The 20,797-nt window shown below is 65.2% G+C and carries 20 protein-coding genes; 6 read left to right on the plus strand and 14 right to left on the minus strand.

Annotated elements, in window-relative coordinates; genetic code table 11:
* Nucleotides 1–19 precede the first annotated feature (19 nt).
* The 8 genes from atpD to ACE026_RS09415 form a co-directional block, all read right to left on the minus strand.
* The gene (gene atpD / locus ACE026_RS09380; protein ID WP_121040078.1) at nt 20–1,426 is read right to left on the minus strand and encodes a F0F1 ATP synthase subunit beta; all 1,407 of its coding nucleotides are present in this window, start codon (nt 1,424–1,426) and stop codon (nt 20–22) included.
* 37 nt (nt 1,427–1,463) lie between these two features.
* Nucleotides 1,464–2,327, minus strand: coding sequence for a F0F1 ATP synthase subunit gamma (gene atpG, locus ACE026_RS09385; RefSeq protein ID WP_481434139.1), 864 nt, complete (start codon nt 2,325–2,327; stop codon nt 1,464–1,466).
* A gap of 76 nt (nt 2,328–2,403) precedes the next feature.
* A complete protein-coding gene (gene atpA, locus ACE026_RS09390; protein WP_088433869.1) occupies nt 2,404–3,951 on the minus strand; it encodes a F0F1 ATP synthase subunit alpha in 1,548 nt (515 codons plus the stop codon).
* Between the two features lie 44 nt (nt 3,952–3,995).
* A complete protein-coding gene (locus tag ACE026_RS09395) occupies nt 3,996–4,523 on the minus strand; it encodes a F0F1 ATP synthase subunit delta (protein ID WP_088433764.1) in 528 nt (175 codons plus the stop codon).
* Nucleotides 4,524–4,526: 3 nt separating this feature from the next.
* Nucleotides 4,527–4,997: a F0F1 ATP synthase subunit B gene (locus tag ACE026_RS09400; RefSeq protein WP_088433763.1), complete on the minus strand. Its 471-nt coding sequence runs from the start codon at nt 4,995–4,997 to the stop codon at nt 4,527–4,529.
* 111 nt (nt 4,998–5,108) lie between these two features.
* Nucleotides 5,109–5,411 (minus strand): F0F1 ATP synthase subunit C, encoded by a 303-nt coding sequence (gene atpE / locus ACE026_RS09405; RefSeq protein WP_088433762.1) that lies wholly within the window; start codon nt 5,409–5,411, stop codon nt 5,109–5,111.
* Between the two features lie 66 nt (nt 5,412–5,477).
* Complete coding sequence (gene atpB / locus ACE026_RS09410) at nt 5,478–6,272, minus strand: F0F1 ATP synthase subunit A (RefSeq protein ID WP_176988112.1); 795 nt, start codon at nt 6,270–6,272, stop codon at nt 5,478–5,480.
* Nucleotides 6,273–6,303: 31 nt separating this feature from the next.
* Nucleotides 6,304–6,672, minus strand: a complete 369-nt coding sequence (locus ACE026_RS09415) for a hypothetical protein (RefSeq protein ID WP_172407534.1) — start codon at nt 6,670–6,672, stop codon at nt 6,304–6,306.
* 537 nt (nt 6,673–7,209) lie between these two features.
* Here ACE026_RS09415 and ACE026_RS09420 point away from each other — a divergent pair.
* Complete coding sequence (locus ACE026_RS09420) at nt 7,210–8,028, plus strand: hypothetical protein (RefSeq protein WP_486038788.1); 819 nt, start codon at nt 7,210–7,212, stop codon at nt 8,026–8,028.
* 486 nt (nt 8,029–8,514) lie between these two features.
* Here the strand turns inward: ACE026_RS09420 and lpdA are convergent, their stop codons facing one another.
* The 4 genes from lpdA to ACE026_RS09440 form a co-directional block, all read right to left on the minus strand.
* Nucleotides 8,515–10,320, minus strand: a complete 1,806-nt coding sequence (gene lpdA, locus ACE026_RS09425; RefSeq protein ID WP_486038789.1) for a dihydrolipoyl dehydrogenase — start codon at nt 10,318–10,320, stop codon at nt 8,515–8,517.
* 17 nt (nt 10,321–10,337) lie between these two features.
* Nucleotides 10,338–10,985, minus strand: a complete 648-nt coding sequence (locus tag ACE026_RS09430; RefSeq protein ID WP_486038790.1) for a hypothetical protein — start codon at nt 10,983–10,985, stop codon at nt 10,338–10,340.
* A complete protein-coding gene (gene aceF, locus ACE026_RS09435) occupies nt 10,982–12,385 on the minus strand; it encodes a dihydrolipoyllysine-residue acetyltransferase (RefSeq protein ID WP_486038791.1) in 1,404 nt (467 codons plus the stop codon). Before aceF ends, ACE026_RS09430 begins: the two co-directional genes overlap by 4 nt.
* Before the next feature lie 200 nt (nt 12,386–12,585).
* Entirely contained in the window at nt 12,586–13,107 is a 522-nt protein-coding gene (locus ACE026_RS09440) for a DNA-deoxyinosine glycosylase (RefSeq protein ID WP_486038792.1), read from the minus strand.
* 192 nt (nt 13,108–13,299) lie between these two features.
* Between ACE026_RS09440 and ACE026_RS09445 the strand changes: the two genes are divergently transcribed.
* From ACE026_RS09445 to glpK, 3 genes are all read left to right on the plus strand, one after another.
* Nucleotides 13,300–13,932, plus strand: a complete 633-nt coding sequence (locus ACE026_RS09445; protein WP_486038793.1) for an OmpW/AlkL family protein — start codon at nt 13,300–13,302, stop codon at nt 13,930–13,932.
* 148 nt (nt 13,933–14,080) lie between these two features.
* Entirely contained in the window at nt 14,081–15,574 is a 1,494-nt protein-coding gene (glpD, locus tag ACE026_RS09450) for a glycerol-3-phosphate dehydrogenase (RefSeq protein WP_486038794.1), read from the plus strand.
* A gap of 48 nt (nt 15,575–15,622) precedes the next feature.
* On the plus strand, nt 15,623–17,122 hold the full coding sequence (glpK, locus tag ACE026_RS09455; protein WP_486038795.1) for a glycerol kinase GlpK: 1,500 nt from the start codon (nt 15,623–15,625) through the stop codon (nt 17,120–17,122).
* Nucleotides 17,123–17,277: 155 nt separating this feature from the next.
* Here glpK and ACE026_RS09460 read toward each other — a convergent pair whose 3' ends face one another.
* Nucleotides 17,278–18,072: a MetQ/NlpA family ABC transporter substrate-binding protein gene (locus ACE026_RS09460; RefSeq protein ID WP_121040102.1), complete on the minus strand. Its 795-nt coding sequence runs from the start codon at nt 18,070–18,072 to the stop codon at nt 17,278–17,280.
* Nucleotides 18,073–18,185: 113 nt separating this feature from the next.
* Nucleotides 18,186–19,151: a helix-turn-helix transcriptional regulator gene (locus tag ACE026_RS09465; RefSeq protein ID WP_121040104.1), complete on the minus strand. Its 966-nt coding sequence runs from the start codon at nt 19,149–19,151 to the stop codon at nt 18,186–18,188.
* A 90-nt stretch (nt 19,152–19,241) separates the two neighbouring features.
* Here ACE026_RS09465 and ACE026_RS09470 point away from each other — a divergent pair, with 90 nt between their 5' ends.
* Together ACE026_RS09470 and ACE026_RS09475 are read left to right on the plus strand one after the other, a co-directional pair.
* Nucleotides 19,242–19,859, plus strand: coding sequence for a hypothetical protein (locus ACE026_RS09470; protein ID WP_486038796.1), 618 nt, complete (start codon nt 19,242–19,244; stop codon nt 19,857–19,859).
* Nucleotides 19,860–19,981: 122 nt separating this feature from the next.
* The gene (locus tag ACE026_RS09475; RefSeq protein ID WP_121040108.1) at nt 19,982–20,758 is read left to right on the plus strand and encodes a DUF481 domain-containing protein; all 777 of its coding nucleotides are present in this window, start codon (nt 19,982–19,984) and stop codon (nt 20,756–20,758) included.
* Nucleotides 20,759–20,797: the final 39 nt, after the last annotated feature.

Here is a 20,797-nt window from a genome sequence, read left to right on the forward strand (position 1 = left end):
CCCCCCCCCCCCCGCCGCATCAGGCCTTTTCAGCCATCTTCTTGGCCTTCTCGACCGCTTCTTCGATGCTGCCGACCATGTAGAACGCCTGTTCCGGCAGGTGGTCGTATTCGCCATCGACGATGGCCTTGAAGCCACGGATGGTGTCCTTCAGCGACACGTACTTGCCCGGCGAACCGGTGAACACTTCGGCCACATGGAACGGCTGGCTGAAGAAGCGCTCGATCTTGCGGGCGCGGGTCACGGCCTGCTTGTCTTCTTCGGACAGTTCGTCCATGCCCAGGATGGCGATGATGTCCTTCAGTTCCTTGTACTTCTGCAAGGTCTGCTGGACGCGCTGGGCGGTGTCGTAATGCTCGTGGCCGATGACCAGCGGGTCCATCTGGCGGCTGGTCGAATCGAGCGGATCCACGGCCGGGTAGATACCCAGCGAGGCGATCGAACGCGACAGGGTCACGGTCGAATCCAAGTGGGCGAACGTGGTGGCCGGCGACGGATCGGTCAAGTCATCGGCGGGCACGTAGACGGCCTGGATCGAGGTGATCGAGCCGTTCTTGGTGGAGGTGATGCGCTCCTGCAGGACGCCCATTTCCTCGGCCAGGGTCGGCTGGTAACCCACGGCCGACGGCATACGGCCCAGCAGTGCCGACACTTCGGTACCGGCCAGGGTGTAGCGGTAGATGTTGTCGACGAACAGCAGCACGTCCTTGCCCTTGCCGTTTTCGTCCTTCTCATCGCGGAAGTACTCGGCCATGGTCAGGCCGGTCAGGGCGACGCGCAGACGGTTGCCCGGCGGCTCGTTCATCTGGCCGTACACCATCGCGACCTTGTCCAGGACGTTGGAGTCCTTCATCTCGTGGTAGAAGTCGTTGCCCTCACGGGTACGCTCACCCACGCCGGCGAACACGGACAGACCGCTGTGCGCCTTGGCGATGTTGTTGATCAGTTCCATCATGTTGACGGTCTTGCCGACGCCGGCGCCGCCGAACAGGCCGACCTTGCCGCCCTTGGCGAACGGGCACATCAGATCGATGACCTTGATGCCGGTTTCCAGCAGCTCGGTGGCCGGGGACTGGTCTTCGTACGACGGCGCGGCACGATGGATTTCCCAGGTGTCACTGGCGGTGACCGGACCGGCTTCGTCGATCGGGCGACCCAGCACGTCCATGATGCGGCCCAGCGTGCCCGCGCCGACCGGCACCGAGATGGCGCGTTCGGTGTTGGTGGCGACCAGGTTGCGCTTCAGGCCGTCGGTGGAGCCCAGCGCGATGCAACGGACCACGCCGTCGCCCAGCTGCTGCTGCACTTCCAGCGTGATTTCGGTGTTGTCCACCTTCAGCGCGTGGTACACCTTCGGCACCGACTCGCGGGGGAATTCGACGTCGACGACGGCGCCGATGATCTGAACGATCTTGCCCTGACTCATTGCTGCAATCCTCTAATGTGTGCTTTGACTGTGCGCGTCAGACTGCTGCCGCGCCGCCGACGATTTCGGAGATTTCCTGGGTGATCGCTGCCTGGCGGGCCTTGTTGTAGACCAGCTGCAGGGTTCCGATCAGCTTGTTCGCGTTGTCACTGGCCGACTTCATCGCGACCATGCGGGCTGCATGCTCGGACGCGACGTTTTCCAGCACCGCCTGGTACACCAGCGACTCGACGTACCGCGTCATCACGTGCTCGAGCACGGTCGCAGCGTCGGGTTCGTAGAGGTAGTCCCAGTCGTGATGCGCGACCTGCTTCTCAGCAGCCGGCAACGGCAGCAGCTGATCGAAGCTGGCTTTCTGCGTCATCGTATTGATGAAGCGGTTGTAGACCAGGTAGACGCGGTCGACCTTGCCCTCGGTGAAGGCATCGAGCATGACCTTGATCACGCCGATCAGCTGTTCCAGGTGCGGCACATCGCCCATGTGGGTGACGGTGCCGACCATGTTGACCTTGACGCGGCGGAAGAAGGTCGAGGCCTTCTGGCCGACGGTGACCACGTCGATGTCGGCGCCCTTGTCCTGCCACTGGCGCATTTCGCCCAGCATCTTGCGGAACAGGTTGTTGTTCAGGCCGCCGGCCAGACCGCGGTCGGAGGAGACCACGATGTAACCGACGCGCTTGACCTCGTCACGCTGGACCAGGAACGGATGCTGGTAGTCGGTGCTGGCCTGGGCCAGGTGACCGATCACCTGCTTCATCGCCTGCGCGTACGGACGCGACGTCTTCATCCGCTCCTGCGCCTTGCGGATTTTGGAGGCCGAGACCATTTCGAGCGCACGCGTCACCTTGCGGGTGTTCTGCACGCTCTTGATCTTGGTTTTGATTTCGCGTCCGCTTGCCATCTCTTATTCCCGTAGAGCGAAGGGGTGCTCCGCTTTGTCACAGTGAAGCGGGGCAACGCCCCGCTCTACATGCGGCTTACCAGCTGCCGGTGGTCTTGAACTCGGTGATGCCCTTCTTGAAGGCAGCCTCGATATCGTTGTCCCAGCCGCCGGTCGCGTTGATCTTGTTGATCAGCTCGCCCTGGGTGTTGGCGAAGTGGGCATGCAGACCTTCTTCCAGCGCCAGCAGCTTGTTGACCGGCACGTCGTCGAGGTAACCCTCGTTGACGGCGTAGATCGACAGCGCCTGGTTGGCGATGGACATCGGGGCGTACTGCTTCTGCTTCATCAGCTCGGTGACGCGCTGACCGCGCTCAAGCTGCTTGCGGGTGGCTTCGTCCAGATCCGAGGCGAACTGCGCGAACGCCGCCAGCTCACGGTACTGGGCCAGCGAGATACGGATGCCGCCGGACAGCTTCTTGATGATCTTGGTCTGGGCTGCACCACCGACGCGCGACACCGAGATACCGGCGTTCACGGCCGGGCGGATGCCCGAGTTGAACAGATCGGTTTCCAGGAAGATCTGGCCGTCGGTGATCGAGATCACGTTGGTCGGCACGAATGCCGAGACGTCACCGGCCTGGGTTTCAATGATCGGCAGCGCGGTGAGCGAGCCGGTCTTGCCCTTGACGGCGCCGTTGGTGAACTTTTCCACATACTCTTCGGACACGCGGGCAGCGCGCTCGAGCAGGCGGGAGTGCAGGTAGAACACGTCACCCGGGTAGGCTTCACGGCCCGGCGGACGCTTCAGCAGCAGCGAGATCTGGCGGTAGGCCACGGCCTGCTTGGACAGATCGTCGTACACGATCAGCGCGTCTTCGCCGCGGTCCATGAAGTACTCACCCATGGTGCAGCCCGAGTAGGCGCTGATGTACTGCATCGCGGCCGATTCAGATGCGGTCGCAGCGACCACCACGGTGTGCGCCAGGGCGCCGTTCTCTTCCAGCTTGCGCACGATGTTGGCCACGGTCGACGCCTTCTGGCCGATCGCGACGTACACGCACTTGATGCCGGTTTCTTTCTGGTTGATCACCGCATCGATGGCCAGGGCGGTCTTGCCGGTCTGGCGGTCACCGATGACCAGCTCGCGCTGGCCGCGGCCGATCGGGATCATCGAGTCGACGGACTTGTAACCGGTCTGCACCGGCTGGTCGACCGACTTGCGCCAGATCACGCCCGGAGCAACGCGCTCCACCGGCGCGGTGGCCTTGGCCGCGATCGGACCCTTGCCGTCGATCGGCTCGCCGAGCGCGTTCACGACGCGGCCCAGCATTTCCGGACCGACCGGCACTTCCAGGATGCGACCGGTGGTCTTGGCAACATCGCCTTCGCGCAGGTTCTGGTAATCACCCAGGACCACGGCGCCGACCGAATCGCGCTCCAGGTTCAGGGCCAGGGCGAAGGTGTTGTTCGGCAGTTCGATCATTTCGCCCTGCATCACGTCGGCCAGACCGAAGATGCGCACGATGCCGTCGGACACGCTGGTCACGGTGCCTTCGTTGCGCGATTCCGCGGCCAGCTTGACCTTCTCGATGCGGTTCTTGATCAGTTCGCTGATTTCGGAGGGGTTGAGCGTGGTTGCCATCGTCAAGTCCTAGTGCCGGCGATCACGCCGGACGTTAAATGAATTCAGTTAGCGAGCGCGGTCTGCAGGCGCGACAGCTTGCCCTTGAGCGAGCCATCAATGACCACATCGCCGGCGTCGATCACGGCACCGCCGATCAACGACGCATCCACTGCGGTCGTCACATCCACCTCGGCGCCGAAGCGCTTGCGCAGCGCGGCCTTGATGGCGTCCAGTTCGGCGCCGGACAATTCGGTGGCCGAGGTCACCGTGGCCTTGACCACGTGTTCGGCTTCAGCGCGCAGCTGGTCGTACATGCCGGCGATTTCCGGCAGCAGCGGCAGACGGTGCGCATCGGCCAGGATGGCCAGGAAGCGACCGAAGGTCTCGCTGGACGATTCCGGCACCAGCATCGCGACGGCATCGCCGCGATCCAGTTCCGGGTTCGACAGCAAGGCCGCCACGCGCGGGTCGGCAGCTACGTGGGCAGAGAACGCAAGCGCGTCCGACCACGGCGCGAACGTGCCTTCGTCGCGCGCGGTCGCGAACGCGGCGCGGGCATACGGGCGTGCAAGCGTGAGGGCCTGGCTCATCGATCAGATCTCCGAGGCCAGCTCGTCGAGCAGCGCCTTGTGGGCGTTGGCGTCGATTTCGCGCTTGAGCAGCTTTTCGGCACCGCTTACGGCCAGTGCGGACACCTGCTTGCGCAGATCTTCACGGGCACGGTTGGCGGCAGCGTCGATCTCGGCGTAGGCCAGATCTTTCTGGCGGTTGGCTTCGACGATGGCTTCATTTTTGGCGGCATCAACGATCTGGTTGGCGCGTGCATGGGCCTGATCGATGATCTCGTTGGCCTTGGTGCGCGCATCCTTCAGTGCATCGTTGACCTTTTCCTGGGCCTGGGCCAGATCTTTCTGGCTGCGGTCAGCAGCGGCAAGGCCTTCAGCGATCTTCTGCTGACGCTCTTCGATGGCGTTCATCAACGGCGGCCAGATCTTGGTCGCGATGATCCAGATCAGTCCGGCAAACGCCAGTGCCTGGGCAACGAGGGTAAAACCGATATCCATGGGGTTCGCTCAATCTGGGGTGATGGGGTGGTTGCGCCGCCCAAAGCGGCGCAGCCGTCCTTCATCCGCGATCAGGCGCACAAGGCGCCTGATCGTTTCGCTTTCGCTGGATCAGCCCGCAACGGCCGGCAGACGTGCAACGAACTCGCCGATGGTCGGGTTGGCGAAGGCCAGCAGCAGGCCGACGGCGACCGAGATGATGAACGCGGCATCGATCAGGCCGGCGGTGATGAACATGCGGACCTGCAGCACCGGAATCAGTTCCGGCTGGCGCGCGGCCGATTCCAGGAACTTACCGGACATGATGGCCAGACCGAGACCGGCACCCAGCGCGGCCAGGCCGATCATGATGCCGACGGCGAGGACGGTGGAGCTCTGGACTTGGGCGAGGTTGGTCAGGACGGCGAAGTACATGGTTTTCTCCTGGAACTTTGGATAACTAAGGGTTTAGAAACAAACGGATGAAGGGTGAAGCGAAACTCAGTGAGCGTCTTCCGACAGGCTCAGGTACACGATGGACAACATCATGAAGATGAACGCCTGCAGCGGAATCACCAGCAGGTGGAACAGCATCCAGCCCAGACCGAATGCACCGCCTGCGATGGCACCGGCGATACCCGCACCGCCCAGCACCCAGATCAGCAGGAAGACAATCTCACCGCCGAACATGTTGCCGAACAGTCGCATCGCCAGCGAAATCGGCTTGCTCAGCCACTCGACGATGTTGAGGATCAGGTTGAACGGGAGCATCCACTTGCCGAACGGCGCCGTCAGGAATTCCTTGGTGAAGCCACCCAGGCCCTTGGAGCGCAGCGCGAAGAACAGCATCAGGAAGAACACGCTGATCGACATGCCCAGGGTGGCATTGACGTCGGCGGTGGGAACCGGCTTCCAGTACGGCACGCCCATCATCTCAAGCGGCTTGGCGATGAAATCGGCCGGGATCATCTTGATGAGATTCATCATGAGGATCCAGAAGAACAGGGTGATCGCGATCGGGGTCACCAGCTTGCTGGTGCCGTGGTAGGTGTCCTTGGCCTGGCGGTCAACGAACTCCAGGCAGATCTCGACGAACGCCTGCCACTTGCCTGGGACGCCGGCCGTCGCCTTGCGGGTTGCCATCCAGAAGCCAAACACCATCAACAAACCCATCAGGACCGAAGTCACAATGGTGTCGACGTGAATCGCCCAGAAACCACCTTCCTGCATATGGAACGTCAGGTTGTGCAGGTGATGTTGGATGTAGGAGGTGGGTGTCAGCGCCTCGCCTGCCATGTGTCCGGAACCTTGAGTTAAATAAATTGGATCAGCGCCTGGCCAGAGCCAGGACCTGGAACATCAACCCGACGGCGATACCGGCCAGCAGCGCCAGTGCAGGCAGCTTGAAGACCAGGAACCCCACCATCAGGACGCCGAATACGAGCACCCACTTTGCCACTACCGCCAGGATCAGGCGGGTCATCGCCGAGCCAGCCGCCTGCACCCCGCCGCCCAGCGCCATCCGCGCGGCGACCCAGCCGGCCGCAGAAACCGCCACACCGGAGAGCAGCGCCCCCAGAGCGGCCTTCGGGCCTCCCCACAGCAGCAGGGCAAGAGCCAGGACAGCCACTGCAGCCAGCGGGTAAACCGCTGCGCGCAGCATCAGTCGCCGACCCGCGTCAACGGAGTTCAGCACGTGAATGTCCTGCATGGTTGTGAGTAGGAAAGGCCGAGGCCGCAAGCCAGCGCCTCGTCGAGCCGCCAAATTATAGCAATGGGACAATTTGAGAGACAACCGCTGCCTGTTCATCCCGGATGTAAGCCCGCCGTTGGGGGCTTGTGGAACGCTGTTCCGCTCTCGGGCCAATCCCACTGCGCAAAGGGGCGTCCTATGCGGCAGTGCAGCATGTTGAACTTTGGTCGCACATCCCGGTCAGACCCATCAGCCTGCCGTTGAATCCTCGTCGGCGTCCCGCGCGCAGGCCAGTACGGGGTGGCCCCGAAGCCCTCTCCGGGGCCACCCTCTTTTGCGGTGCTGGCGGAATCATCCAGAGCCAGTTCAATCGCGACCGGTCGTGAACGGTGATTCGACCCGAAAACGGCCACCGCACTGACCTGCGGGCGCTTGGCACGCATGAACGGTACACACTGCGTCCACCATACCTTCACGAATGGTGGACGTCGCAGTGGGCAATGTGACGGCACATCACTAGAACCACCGCAAGGACCCCCGATGCGCCCGATGCTCTCCCTGCTTGCCGTGCCAGTCGCTCTGGCCGCACTCTCCTACGCCGCTCCGTCCCATGCCGCCGAAGGCGATGACCGCTTCGCCCTGCGCCTGGGTGCGATGCAGATCGATTCGGACAACACGATCCGTGGCAATACCAACATCGCGGGTCAGGACGTTGGCTTCTCCGAAGATTTCGGCCTCGGTGGCAAGGAATGGGAGCCGCGCATTGACGGCATGTTCCGTATCAGCAACCGCCAGCGCCTGCTGTTCAACTACTTCAAGTACGACAAGGATCGCCGCGAGACCCTCGACGAGGGCGTGAGCTTCGGCGACACCAACGTGCCGGCCGGCAGCTTCATCAAAGGTGAGCTGAAGTACCAGGTCGCCAGCCTGGTGTACGACTATTCGGTGGTGGACACCGAGAAGTTCGACCTCGGCCTGCAGCTGGGTGCGGAGTACGCGAAGGTCAGCACCACCGCCTACGCCGATGTTGGCGACCTGTACCAGGGCCGTTTCCTGGACGAGAAGGCCGACGGTGTGGCGCCGGTGGTCGGTGCACGCCTGAGCTTCACCCCGTCCGAGAAGTGGATGATCACGTTCCAGGGCCAGTACCTGAACACCAAGTGGGGCAACTTCGACGATTACGATGGTGATCTGAGCCGCGCCAACGCGATTGTCGATTACCGCTTCACCAAGAACTTCGGCGTGTTCGCCGGCTACGACTGGTTCAAGCTGGACGTGGACCAGAGCGGCAGCGATGGCACGATCGGTCTGAAGCAGGAGTTCAAGGGTCCAGTGGCAGGCGTCAGCTTCGTCTTCTAAGCCCTTCGCACTACCTCTTTCCAAGCGCGGCCTCCGGTGTATCGGGGGCCGCGTTTTTTGTGCGCTTAGGGTTTAAGGGCGGCTTGGTCGAGTGGCGGGCACGGATACCCTGTCGGGCGAATGTCCCCCGGCGACGACCTATGGCCGTCACCTCCTCCTTGATTTCGCCCCACAGGGTATCCATGCCCGCCCGGCGAAAATTACGCTGGCCGCTCGCAGGAGAGCATCAGACGCTCGCTGCGCAGGCCGGGGCCCGCCGCGGCCGGTAGGCCGTTGGGCAAAATCAAGGAGGAGGCAGCCGCCACCAGGCGGATGCCGGGGGACATTTGCCGAACGGCCTGCCGGCCGCGGCGGGCCCTGGCCTGTGCAGCGAAGCGGCGCCAAGAGATGCTGCTTCGCCAGCCTCAGCTTCAGCAACAAAAAACCCCGGCTTTCACCGGGGTTTTTCGTTGAACCGGCGTCACCACCCAGGGCGGTGACCGCCGATTACTTCTTCTTCGGCATGTACAGATCGGTGATCGTGCCGTCGTAGATTTCCGCGGCCATCGCCACCGATTCGCTCAGCGTCGGATGGGCGTGGATGGTGTGGCCGATGTCTTCGGCCTCGGCACCCATCTCGATCGCCAGGCCGATCTCGGCCAGCAGGTCACCGGCATGCACGCCGACGATCGCACCACCGATGATGCGGTGGGTCTCTTCGTCGAAGATCAGCTTGGTGAAGCCCTCGGTACGGCCGATGCCGATCGCGCGGCCGCTGGCGGCCCACGGGAACTTGGCCACGCCGACCTTCAGGCCCTTGGCCTTGGCTTCGGTTTCGGTCACGCCGACCCACGCGATTTCCGGATTGGTGTAGGCCACCGACGGAATCACACGCGCCACCCATTCCTTCTTCTCGCCGGCAGCCACTTCCGCGGCCAGCTTGCCCTCGTGCGTGGCCTTATGGGCCAGCATCGGGTTGCCGACGATGTCGCCGATCGCAAAGATGTGCGGCACGTTGGTGCGCATCTGGCGGTCGGCCGGAATGAAGCCACGGTCGGTGACCTGCACGCCGGCCTTCTCGGCATCGATCTTCTTGCCGTTCGGCGAGCGGCCCACCGCGACCAGCACGCGGTCGAAGGTGCTGGCGTCCAGACCCGGCTTTTCGCCTTCCACGGCCGCTTCGAAGGACACGGTGATGCCGGCCTTGTCGGCCTTGACGTCGGTCGCCTTGGTCTTCAGGTGGACCTCGACGCCCTGCTTCTTCAGGCGATCAGCCAGCGGCTTGACCAGGTCCTTGTCGGCGCCCGGCATCAGCTGGTCCATGAACTCGACCACGGTCACCTTGCTGCCCAGCGCCGCATACACCGTCGCCATTTCCAGGCCGATGATGCCGCCACCGACCACCAGCAGCGAACCCGGCACGTCGGCCAGTTCCAGCGCATCGGTGGAATCCATCACGCGCTTGTCGTCCCACGGGAAGTTCGGCAGCTTCACCGCCTGCGAACCGGCCGCGATGATGCACTGCTCAAAGCGCAGCAGCTGGGTCTTGCCGTCGTCGCCGACGATCTCCAGCTCATTGGCCGAGACGAACTTGGCCAGGCCCTGCACGGTGCGCACCTTGCGCTGCTTGGCCATGCCGGCCAGGCCCTTGGTCAGCTGGGTGACCACCTTTTCCTTGTAGCCGCGCAGCTTGTCCAGGGTGATCGTCGGCTTGCCGAACTCCACGCCGAAATCACCGGCATGGGCGACCTCATCGATCACCGCGGCGGCATGCAACAGCGCCTTGGACGGAATGCAGCCCACGTTGAGGCAGACGCCGCCGAGGCTGGCGTAACGCTCGATCAGCACGGTGTCCACGCCCAGGTCGGCCGAACGGAAGGCGGCGGTGTAACCGCCCGGGCCTGCGCCCAGCACCACCATCTTGCATTCGATATCGGCCGGCTTGCCCGAGGACAACGCCGGCTGCGGCGCGGCCGGTTCGGCCGGGGCGCGGTGCGACGGGGTCACCGGCGGCTTGCTGGCCGGGGCGGCCTCGGCCTTCGGCGCTTCCGCCTTGGCCGGCGCGGCGGCCTCGCCTTCGGCTTCCAGCAGCAGTACCACGTCGCCTTCGGAGAGGTTGTCGCCGAGCTTGACCTTGATTTCCTTGACCACACCGGCGGCCGAGGACGGCACTTCCAGCGTTGCCTTGTCCGATTCCAGCGTGACCAGACCCTGGTCCTTCTTCACCGTGTCACCCACGGCGACCAGCAGTTCGATCACCGGGACACCGCTGTAATCGCCGATGTCGGGAACCTTGATTTCAATTGCGGCCATTCGTGTTCTCCTGGTGCTCAGCCGGCCTTGCCGCCGAGCAGTTGCTGCAGTTCGTCGAGCGACTCGTCCAGATCTTTCCAGCGACGGTCGAGCTTCTTTTCCTTGGTGTCGCTGGCTTCGATCAGCAGCGCCACCTGTTTCATCATCAGCCGGCCCGCGCCGCACGCCGGCCGGGTGCCGCTGTAACGCTGGCCGTCCACGGTGAAGGACAGCACGTCACCGTCCAGCACCGGCGCCTTGCGGTCGCCCGGCACCTGCGCGGCCAGCGCGGCCTGCCAGCTGTGCAGCAACCGCTGCGCCAACGGCGCCGGGATGCTGACCTGGTACTGGTCCGGGGCCTGGTCCACACGCAGTTCCACGCCGCCCTGGCGGGCGCCGCTGTTCCAGTTGTAGACGCGCTTGTCGGCCCGGCTGTAGCGCAGGGTCCATGCCTGGTCCTGGGGAGCGGGCAGCAAGGCGACGCCGGTCTCCACACCACTCTTGGGCAGGCTCACCAGCGACAGCGCGGGCTGCACCTTGCCGTCGAACAGGGTTTCCACCGCCTGGCCATAGTTGCCGACCGCCGGTGGCCAGCCATGGCCCAGGTCGGACGCGCATTCGCGCGCGCCCGCCTGCGCCAACGGCAGCGCCATCAGCAGCCCGGCCAGGACCAGGCCCTGCTTCACAGCAGGACGCGCCGCATGTCGGCCAGCACCTGCGAGAGGTAGGTGGTGAAGCGGGCGGCCAGTGCGCCGTCGATGACGCGGTGGTCATAGCTCAGCGACAGCGGCAGCATCAGCTTCGGGGCGAACTCCTTGCCATTCCAGACCGGCTGGATCGACGACTTGGACACGCCCAGGATGGCCACTTCCGGTGCATTGACGATCGGGGTGAACGCCGTGCCACCGATGCCACCCAGCGAGCTGATCGAGAAGCAGCCACCGCTCATGTCGGCCGGGCCGAGCTTGCCGTCGCGGGCCTTCTTGGCCAGTTCGCCGGATTCCTGCGCGATCTGCACCACACCCTTCTTGTCGACGTCGCGGATCACCGGCACGACCAGGCCGCTCGGCGTATCGGCCGCGAAACCGATGTTGAAGTACTTCTTCAGGGTCAGGTTTTCGCCGCTGGCATCCAGCGAGGCGTTGAACTCCGGGAACTTCTTCAGCGCCGCGGCGCTGGCCTTGACCAGGAAGGCGAGCATGGTCAGCTTGATGCCGGCCTTCTCGTTTTCCTTGTTCAGCGCCACGCGCAGGGCTTCCAGCTCGGTGATGTCGGCCTGCTCGAACTGGGTGACATGCGGAATCATCGCCCAGTTGCGGGCCAGGTTCGCGCCGGAGATCTTCTTGATCCGCGACAGCGGCTGGACCTCGACCTCACCGAACTTGCTGAAGTCCACCTTCGGCCAGGGCAGCAGGTTCAGACCGCCACCGGCCGCCACGGTACCGCCGGTGGCAGCGCCGCCGCCGGCCAGGGCCGACTTGACGAACTTCTGCACGTCGGACTTGGTGATGCGGCCACCCTTCTCGGTGCCGCTCAGCTGGTTCAGGTCCACGCCCAGCTCGCGGGCGAACACGCGCACGGCCGGCGAAGCGTAGGGCACCTTCTGCGGCAGCACGCTGTCGGCGTTGAAGGCCACCGGCGGGCTGGGCGGCGAGCCACCCGACGGGGCGGCGGCGGCCGGGGCCGGCTGGGTCGGCTTGGCAGCGGACTGCTCGATATCACGGGCGGCCAGCTTGTCCGGCTCGGCCTGGGTGGCGACCGGCTCGACCTTGGTCGCGGTCTCGGCGGCTTCGGCCTTGGCAGCGGGGGCCGGGGCAGCAGCAGCGGCCGGCGCGGCGGCCTCTTCGCTGACTTCGATCAGGGCCACAAGCTTGCCCTCGGAGAGGTTGTCGCCGATCTTGACCTTGATTTCCTTGACGATACCGGCCACCGAGGACGGCACTTCCATCGTGGCCTTGTCCGATTCCAGCGTCACCAGACCCTGGTCTTTCTTGACGGTATCTCCAACGGCGACCAGCACCTCGATTACCGGGATATCGCTGTAGTCACCGATATCGGGGACAAGTGCTTCCTTGATTTCGGCCATGGGGAAAACTCCGGCAATCTGGTGTAGGGAATCGCCTATTGTGGGGGCTTCGCGCGCCAGCGCCAACCAGCTTGGCGAATTTTCAGCGCCGCTGTCCCGGGACAGGCTGTTGCAGGCATCTGCTTTGGCCGGATTGGGCTTGGCACAGTGCAAAGCGGAATTTTCCAGTCGGTACCGTATTGTCCGGCACTGTCCCCGCCTCAGCGCCGGATGGCCTCGGCCAGCGGTTGCCATGCCTCCACCAGCCGGGACAACGGCCAGGCCGCGTTGGCCGGGCTGGTGGAGGGCAGCGACCAGACCGGCACCTCGCGCGCCGCATCAAGCAGCGCCGGCACGATGAACCGCTGGAACGCCCGGTAGGCGGTGCCGCCATTGCAGGCGATCGCGCGCAGCGCAGGCAATCCGTCGATCAGTGCCCCAAGCGCATTGGGCACTTCACTGCCGCGCACGATCGACGCATCCAGGCTGCCGCGTCGCTCGCACTGCCCGATCACATCCCACACGCCCACACCGCGCGCGTTCAATGCGCGCACGCGCTCCGGATAAGCAAGCGTCGCGTCGATCCCGCACAACTCGCCCATCAGCGGCCAGAAACGATTGCGCGGATGGGCGTAGTACTGCGCCGCCTGCAGCGATGCGACACCCGGCATCGAGCCGAGTACCAGCACGCGGCAGCCGGTGTTCAGCTGCGCAGGGAAGCCGATGCAGGTTGTCGTTTCCATCACACCATCACCAGATGCATGAATGTCAGAAGTCGCATGATCGCCCGTAAATACAGCGGTTTCGCACTGATCGCTGAATGGAAACAACTAAATTTTAACGTGCGTCGGATGCGATTCAGATTGCGGGGACTACGGTTGCCTCGCCCCACGACACCGGGGCCCAGAACAAAAACATCCTGAGGAGATTCCCCCATGCGCTCCATCCGTACCCTGACCCTGGCTACCCTGACTGCTCTTGCTTTTGCGCCGGCTGCTTTCGCGCAGGACAGCACTGTTGATACCGCTTCTGGCAAGCACTTCGCCGTGGTCGGCGGCGTGTCGCTGCTGCAGCCCAAGAACGATCCGCTTGATGGCGTGCGCAAGGTGGACGGCGGCCCGGCCCCGACCCTGAGCTTCAGCTACTACATCAACGACAACTGGGCCGTGGAACTGTGGGGCGCAGCCGACAAGTTCGATCACCGCGTGCGCGGCACCGATGGCGCCCGCCTGGGCACGGTCGAGCAGCAGCCGATCGCGTTGAGCGGCCAGTACCACTTCGGCCAGGCCGACAACGTGTTCCGTCCGTTCGTGGGCGCCGGTTACTACGAGTCCAACTTCAGCAATGAAGACCTCTCCAGCGACATCGGCCACATCGGCGTCAAGACCGCCAAGGGCGCGATCGGCACCGTCGGCGTGGACATGAACATCAACAGCACCTGGTTCGCCCGTGCCGATGCCCGCTACATGCATTCGCGCCCGGAGCTGACCGTCAACGGTGAAGGTACCGGCGACAAGGCCAAGCTGGATCCGTGGACCGTGGGCTTCGGCATCGGCGCGCGCTTCTAAGCACGCCGCTGCGCTTCCACGCAGTACGCACAACGGGCCCCTCGCGGGCCCGTTGTCGTTGTGGGGCCCGCCACTTTCATCGGGCGTTGCCGGCCGGTGGCCGACACTGGGGTGACGATGGACCCGACCGGTCCACCCCGGGGAGCCGATGAGCGAATCCTTCGACGTGCTGGTGGTGGGCGGGGGCATCAACGGCGCCGGCATCGCCCGCGACGCAGCGGGACGTGGCCTGTCGGTCTGCCTGTGCGAGCAGGATGACCTGGCCGCGCATACCTCCAGCGCCAGCACCAAGCTGATCCATGGCGGCCTGCGCTACCTGCAGCAGGGCGAGTTCGCGCTGGTGCGCAAGGCGCTCAACGAGCGCGAAACGCTGCGCCAGCTTGCACCGCACCTGATCGCCCCGACCCGCTTCGTGCTGCCGCATGCACGCCACCTGCGCCCGGCGTGGCTGCTGCGCGCGGGGCTGTGGCTCTACGACCACCTTGGCCACGCCACTCCCCATTTCCCGCGCTCGCAGCGCATCGACCTGCGGCGCGATCCGAGCGGCGCTGCATTGCAGCCCGGCTACCGGACCGGCTTCACCTATGCCGATGCGCGCGTCAACGATGCCCGGCTGGTGGTGCTCAACGCGCTCGATGCGCATGAGCGCGGCGCCGACATCCGCACACGCACCCGCTGCGAACAATTGATCCGCCACCGCGATCACTGGTGGGCCGTACTGCGCACCGCCAACGGCGACGTGCAGCGCGTCCGCGCCCGCTGCGTGGTCAATGCCAGTGGGCCGTGGGCCGGTACCGTGCTGGAACGGGCGGGACTCGATGCCCCGTTGGGAGTGCGGCTGGTGCAGGGCAGCCACCTGGTGGTGCCGCGCCTGTTTGCCCATGACAGTGCGTACCTGTTCCAGCAACCTGACCAGCGCGTGGTGTTCGCGATTCCGTTCGAACAGGACTTCACCCTGATCGGCACCACCGATACCGACTACGACGGCGACCCGGCGCAGGTACAGACCCGCGCCGACGAACAGACCTATCTGCTCGAGGCGGTGAACCGGTTCGTGCGCGTTCCGGTGCGCGCCGAGGACATCGTCTGGCGCTACAGCGGGGTGCGCCCCCTGTTGGCCGATCATCACCGCGATGCATCGCGGGTCACGCGCGACTACCGGCTGGCGCTGGATACGGCCGGCGCGCCGCTGCTGAGCGTGCTGGGCGGCAAGCTCACTACCTACCGCGCACTGGCCGAGGAAGCACTGGGGCGGCTCTCACCCGCGCTGCCGGAGATGGGCGCGGCGTGGACCGCCGGTGGGCCGCCGTTGCCGGGGGGCGATGGCGGCACGGCCGCTGAAATGGCCGAGGCGCTGCAGCGTGACCACCCTCGCCTGCCCCCTGCCCTGCTGCAGCGCCTGGCCCGCAGCTACGGCACCCGTGCGGTTGGGCTGCTCGCCGGCGCACAGACACTCGACGCGCTGGGCCAGGACCACGGCGGCGGCCTCTACGACCGCGAACTGGACTACCTCATCGCGCACGAATGGGCCCGCACCACCGACGACGTGCTGTGGCGCCGCAGCCACCTGGGCTTGCGCGTGGACGCGGCACAGCGAGAAGCGCTGACCGCCACCCTGCAGGCGCGTGTTTCGATGCCGTAGGCTGTACGCCTGTCACGCCTCACGGCATCGATTTCCACGGAGCAGACCATGGACAAGCACTACGTGCTCGCCATCGACCAGGGCACGACCAGTTCGCGCGCCATCCTGTTCGATCATGCCGGGCGCATCGCCGGCAGCGCGCAACGCGAGTTCACCCAGATCTTCCCGCAGCCGGGCTGGGTCGAACATGACCCGCGCGAGATCCTGACCAGCGTCTACACCACGATCACCGAGCTGTTGAACCGCTACCAGGTGGACCCGCGCACGATCGCCGGCATCGGCATCACCAACCAGCGCGAGACCACGGTGGTCTGGGACAAGGCCACCGGCCAGCCGATCCACAACGCCGTGGTATGGCAGTCGCGGCAGAGCCATGCGATCTGCGAACAGCTCAAGGCCGATGGCCACGAGCCGCTGATCCGGCGCAAGACCGGGCTGTTGATCGATGCCTATTTTTCCGCGACCAAGATCCGCTGGATCCTCGATCACGTGGAGGGCGCCCAGGCACGTGCCGAGCGCGGCGAGCTGCTGTTCGGCACCATCGACAGCTGGTTGATCTGGAACCTCAGCGGCGGCCAGGCGCACGTCACCGATGTCACCAATGCCGCGCGCACGCTGCTGTTCGATATCCATGCGCTGCAGTGGGACGATGAACTGCTGGCGCTGTCCAACATCCCGCGCGCGATGCTGCCGCAGGTGCGCAGTTCCAGCGAGGTGTATGCCACCACCCAGGCGCAGTTCTTCTTCGACCAGCACCTGCCCATTGCCGGCATCGCCGGCGACCAGCAGGCCGCGCTGTTCGGTCAGGCCTGCTTCGAACCGGGCATGGCCAAGAACACCTACGGCACCGGCTGTTTCATGCTGATGAACACCGGCGAGAAGGCAGTGGTATCCGAGAACGGCCTGCTGACCACCATCGCGTGGGGCATTGATGGGCATGTGGAGTACGCGCTGGAAGGCTCGATTTTCGTCGCCGGCTCGGTGGTGCAATGGCTGCGCGACGGGCTGCGCATGTTCGGCAAATCCAGCGATTGCCAAGCCTACGCCGAGCGTGCCGCGGACAATGGCGGTGTGTACCTGGTGCCCGCGTTCGTCGGACTTGGGGCGCCGTACTGGCGCAGCGATGTGCGCGGCGCGATGTTCGGACTGACCCGCGGCACCACCAAGGAGCACTTCATCCGCGCGGCGGTGGAATCGATGGCGTACCAGACCCGCGACGTGCTGGCGGCAATGCAGGCCGACGCGGGGATCGAACTGAAGGAGCTGCGCGCCGATGGTGGCGCGATCGCCAACGACTTCATGGCGCAGTTCCAGAGCGACATCCTGGGCGTGCCGGTGCTGCGCCCGCAGGTGGCCGAAACCACCGCGCTGGGCGCGGCCTATCTGGCCGGGCTGGCCACCGGCTTCTGGCGCAGCCGGGCGGAGATCGCCGAGCAATGGGCGGTGGACCGCCGCTTCACCCCGCAGATGCCGGTGGATCAGCGCGAGGCGCTGTACACCGGCTGGCAGCAGGCGGTGGAGGCGACGATGGGGTTCCGCGTGGGGTGAGGCCCGCGTCGGTGATCATTGCCGCGCGGGCGCAGCCAGCCACGCATGGCGTGGCTCTACCTCGGCACGCAGGTCCATCGGTCAATACCTGCCAAAGCCCGGTGCGCAGGTTCATCGGTAGGAGCCGACCGTTGGTCGGCTCGCTTGGGTACCGGTCAGAATGCCGGGAGGACCGCGCCCTTGTACTTTTCGGCGATGAAGGCCTTCACTTCCGGGCCGGTCAGAGCCTTGGCCAGCTGCTGCACGCGGGCATCGTCCTTGTTGTCCGGGCGGGCCACGAGGAAGTTCACGTACGGCGAATCCTTGCTTTCGATCGCCAGCGCATCCTGGGTCGGATTGAGCCCGGCATCCAGCGCGTAGTTGGTGTTGATCAGGGCCAGATCCACCTGGTCCAGCACGCGCGGCAGCATCGCCGAGTCCAGCTCGCGGAACTTGAGCTGCTTCGGGTTGGCGATGATGTCGCGCTGGGTTGCCAACGCATTGGTCGGGTCCTTGAGCGTGATCACGCCAGCCTTGTGCAGCAGGATCAGCGCGCGGCTGTTGTTGCTCGGGTCGTTGGGGATCACCACGTCGGCACCGTTGGGCAGCGCATCCAGTGATTTGAAACGCCGCGAATAGGCACCGAAGGGCTCGATATGCACGCCGATCACCTTGACCAGGTCGGTCTTGCGGTCACGGTTGTAGGCGTCCAGATAGGGCTCGGTCTGGAAGTAGTTCACGTCAACCTGCTTCTGCACCAGCTGGTCGTTGGGCTGCACGTAGTCATTGAAGACGCGCACGTCCAGGGTCAGGCCTTCCTTTTCCAGGATCGGCTTGACCACGGCGAGGATCTCGGCGTGCGGCACCGCGGTGGCGGCAACCACCAGCTTCTTGGAATCATTGGCCGGCTTGCCGCAGGCGGCCAGAGCCAGCGAAGCGGCAAGCAACGGGAGCAGCAGGTACTTTTTCATGGGGGCAGCGGGATCCATAAGGGCAGCAACGCCCCACGATACCGCACGCCCCGGCCCTTGCGGAATCCGGGGCATATGACCCCACGGCATGAGCCGATGCCGGCCGGGCCGGCTTACTCGTAACTGGTCAGCGCCAGTGCCAGCAGCGCCTTGGCCTGCTCGCGCAGCATCACCGGCTCGACGATTTCCGCGTCCGAGCCGTAGTGCAGCACGTCCATCAGCAGCTCGCGCGAGACGCTGTAAGGCAGTTTCAGCTCATAGCGGCCATCGGGCAGGAAGCGGCCCTGCTGCTTGGAATGCCAGTGCTCATCGGCCACCCAGCGCGCAGCCTTGGCACTGAACACGATGGTGGCCCAGCCCTTGGGCGGCCCGGAGAAGATGCCGTAGCTGGCGCCCAGCTGTTCGTCCAGCTCGGTCTCATCCACATCGCGCGCGGTGGTATCGATCACGCGTGCCTTGTAGATGCGGTCCACCGCAAAGCTGCGCAGGCCTTCGCGGCCGTGATCCCACGCATCCAGGTACCAGTTGTCGCGGTAGTGGGTCATGCGCTGCGGCGACACGGTGCGCTGGGTCGCCTCATCGGTGGAGCGGGCCCGGTACTCGAAGGCCAGCTGCTTGCGCTCCAGTACCGCCGAGGCGACGGCGCGGAAGCTGGCTTCATCGAACTTGCGGCCGCGGTGCGGAATCACCCGCACCCGATCAACCGGCCAGGTCGAGACGCCGGCCTGTGCGGCCAGCAGGCCTTCGATGCGCTGCTGCAGCGGGGCCAGCACCGAGGACAGCACGCCGCCCCCCGTGCGCGAGAGCAGATGCTGGGAGGCCAGCAGCGCGTGCAGTTCTTCCGAGCTGAGCCACAGGCCCGGCAGCTCGAAGCGGTCGCTTTCGTCGGCCTGGTAGCGGAAGCCCGCCTCGCCGTCGCCTTCCACCGGCGCCATCAGCGCATCGCGCAGGAAGGCCAGGTCGCGGTAGACAGTCGCGCGGGAACACTCCAGTTTTTCCTGCAGGGCCGCCACCGTTACCGGGTAACGGGCGGACTTGAGCAGGCGATGCAGGGCGTTGATGCGTTCATATCGGTCCATGACCCGATTATGTCCGAGTCGCCGTCGTTGTGGCGGCTTCGGCTGCATCTTCGGCTATCGTGGAGCCCCCACCGCCTGCTGCCGCCCGTCATGCGCCTGTTGCCCGCCCTTGCCCTGTCCGCCGCCGCCCTGCTGCTCAGTGGCTGCGGACGCAGTGAAACGCCCGCAGCTGCGGTGCCTGCCGCGACGGCGACGACACCCGCCACCGATCCGGTGGCCACCGTGCTGGCCGCCAGCCAGCGCTTCGGCCAGCTGCGCAGCTTCCACGCGGTGATGAAGATGCAGGGCCCGCGCGCCCTGGAGGCGCAGATGGACTACGTGGCCCCGGACCGCTACCGATTGATCACCGACGATGGCCCGCAGACCATCGTCGGCGGCACGTTCTTCCTGCAGCGTGCTGGCGAAGTGCGCCAGATCCCGGTGCCCGAAGGGATGCTGGCGCAGTGGCGCAACCCGCTGCCGGACGATCTGGAGCCGGCGCAGCTGCAGGTGCGCGACCTCGGCGAAGACCGCGCGGGTGGCCAGCGCGCGCACAAATACGAGGTGCGCCATGCAACCGCCGCGCCGGATGGCCTGCTGTACTGGGTCAATGCACAGGGCCTGCCGGTGCAGATCGAGCGCAAGGGTGAAACCAACGGGCAGCCGTTCCGGATCACCGTGACCTATTCGCGCTTCGACGACGCCTCACTGCGCATCGATATTCCCTGAACAGGGGCCGAGGCCGAACGTGCCCTAAAGCCGGGGCCCGTCGCCGAATGTGACGCAGAACGCATCAAGTATCATCCCCCCCTTGTTGTCCCTCCCCCTTGTCCGATCACGGAGAACCGTTGATGTCCCTGCGCGTTTCGTTGCTTGTTCCCCTGCTGCTCTGCGCCCCGGCGGTTTATGCACAGGACGCTGCCGAACTGGCAGCGATGACCTCCCCCTGGAGCGGCAGTGGCGGTGAACTGGGCTTTGCCTCGGCCCGCGGCAACAGCAACACCGAGAGCTTCAATGGTCGTCTGCGCCTGCGCTACACCGACGATGACTGGGTGCACAGCATGGACCTGTTCGGCCTGCGCTCGCGCTCGGAATACACCGATACCAATGACGACGGCACCACCATCCGCCGCCGCAACACCACCGCCAACCGTTACACCGGCAGTGCCGGCAGCGCGCTGCAGCTGGGTGAACACCGCCAGATCACCGCCACGGTGCGTTACGAGCGCGACGACTTCGCCACCTATGACCGCCAGAGCTCGTTCGGTCTGGGTTACGGCACCCGGATCATCGATGCCGAGCGCTTCTACATGGATGCGCAGATCGGCCCCGGTGTGCGCCGCACCCACAACACCGAAGACGACGCGACCCGCACCGGCCTGATCGGCCGCGGCCTGTTCGATCTCAAGTACACGCTGACCCCGAACACCGACCTGGTGAACACGCTGCTGGTCGAGTCGGGCTCGTACAACACCTTCGCGCAGAACGATTTCGGTGTGTCGGTGAGCATGAACGAACATCTGGCGCTGAAAGCCGGCTGGCAGGCGCGCCACAACAGCGACGTCGCCGATGACAAGCGCAAGACCGACACGCTGACCACCATGAACGTGGTCTACAAGTTCAAGTAATCGCTGCGGGCGCCTGTGCGCCCGCCGTCGTGGTGTTTT

It is taken from the genome of Stenotrophomonas sp. AGC87, assembly GCF_057333975.1.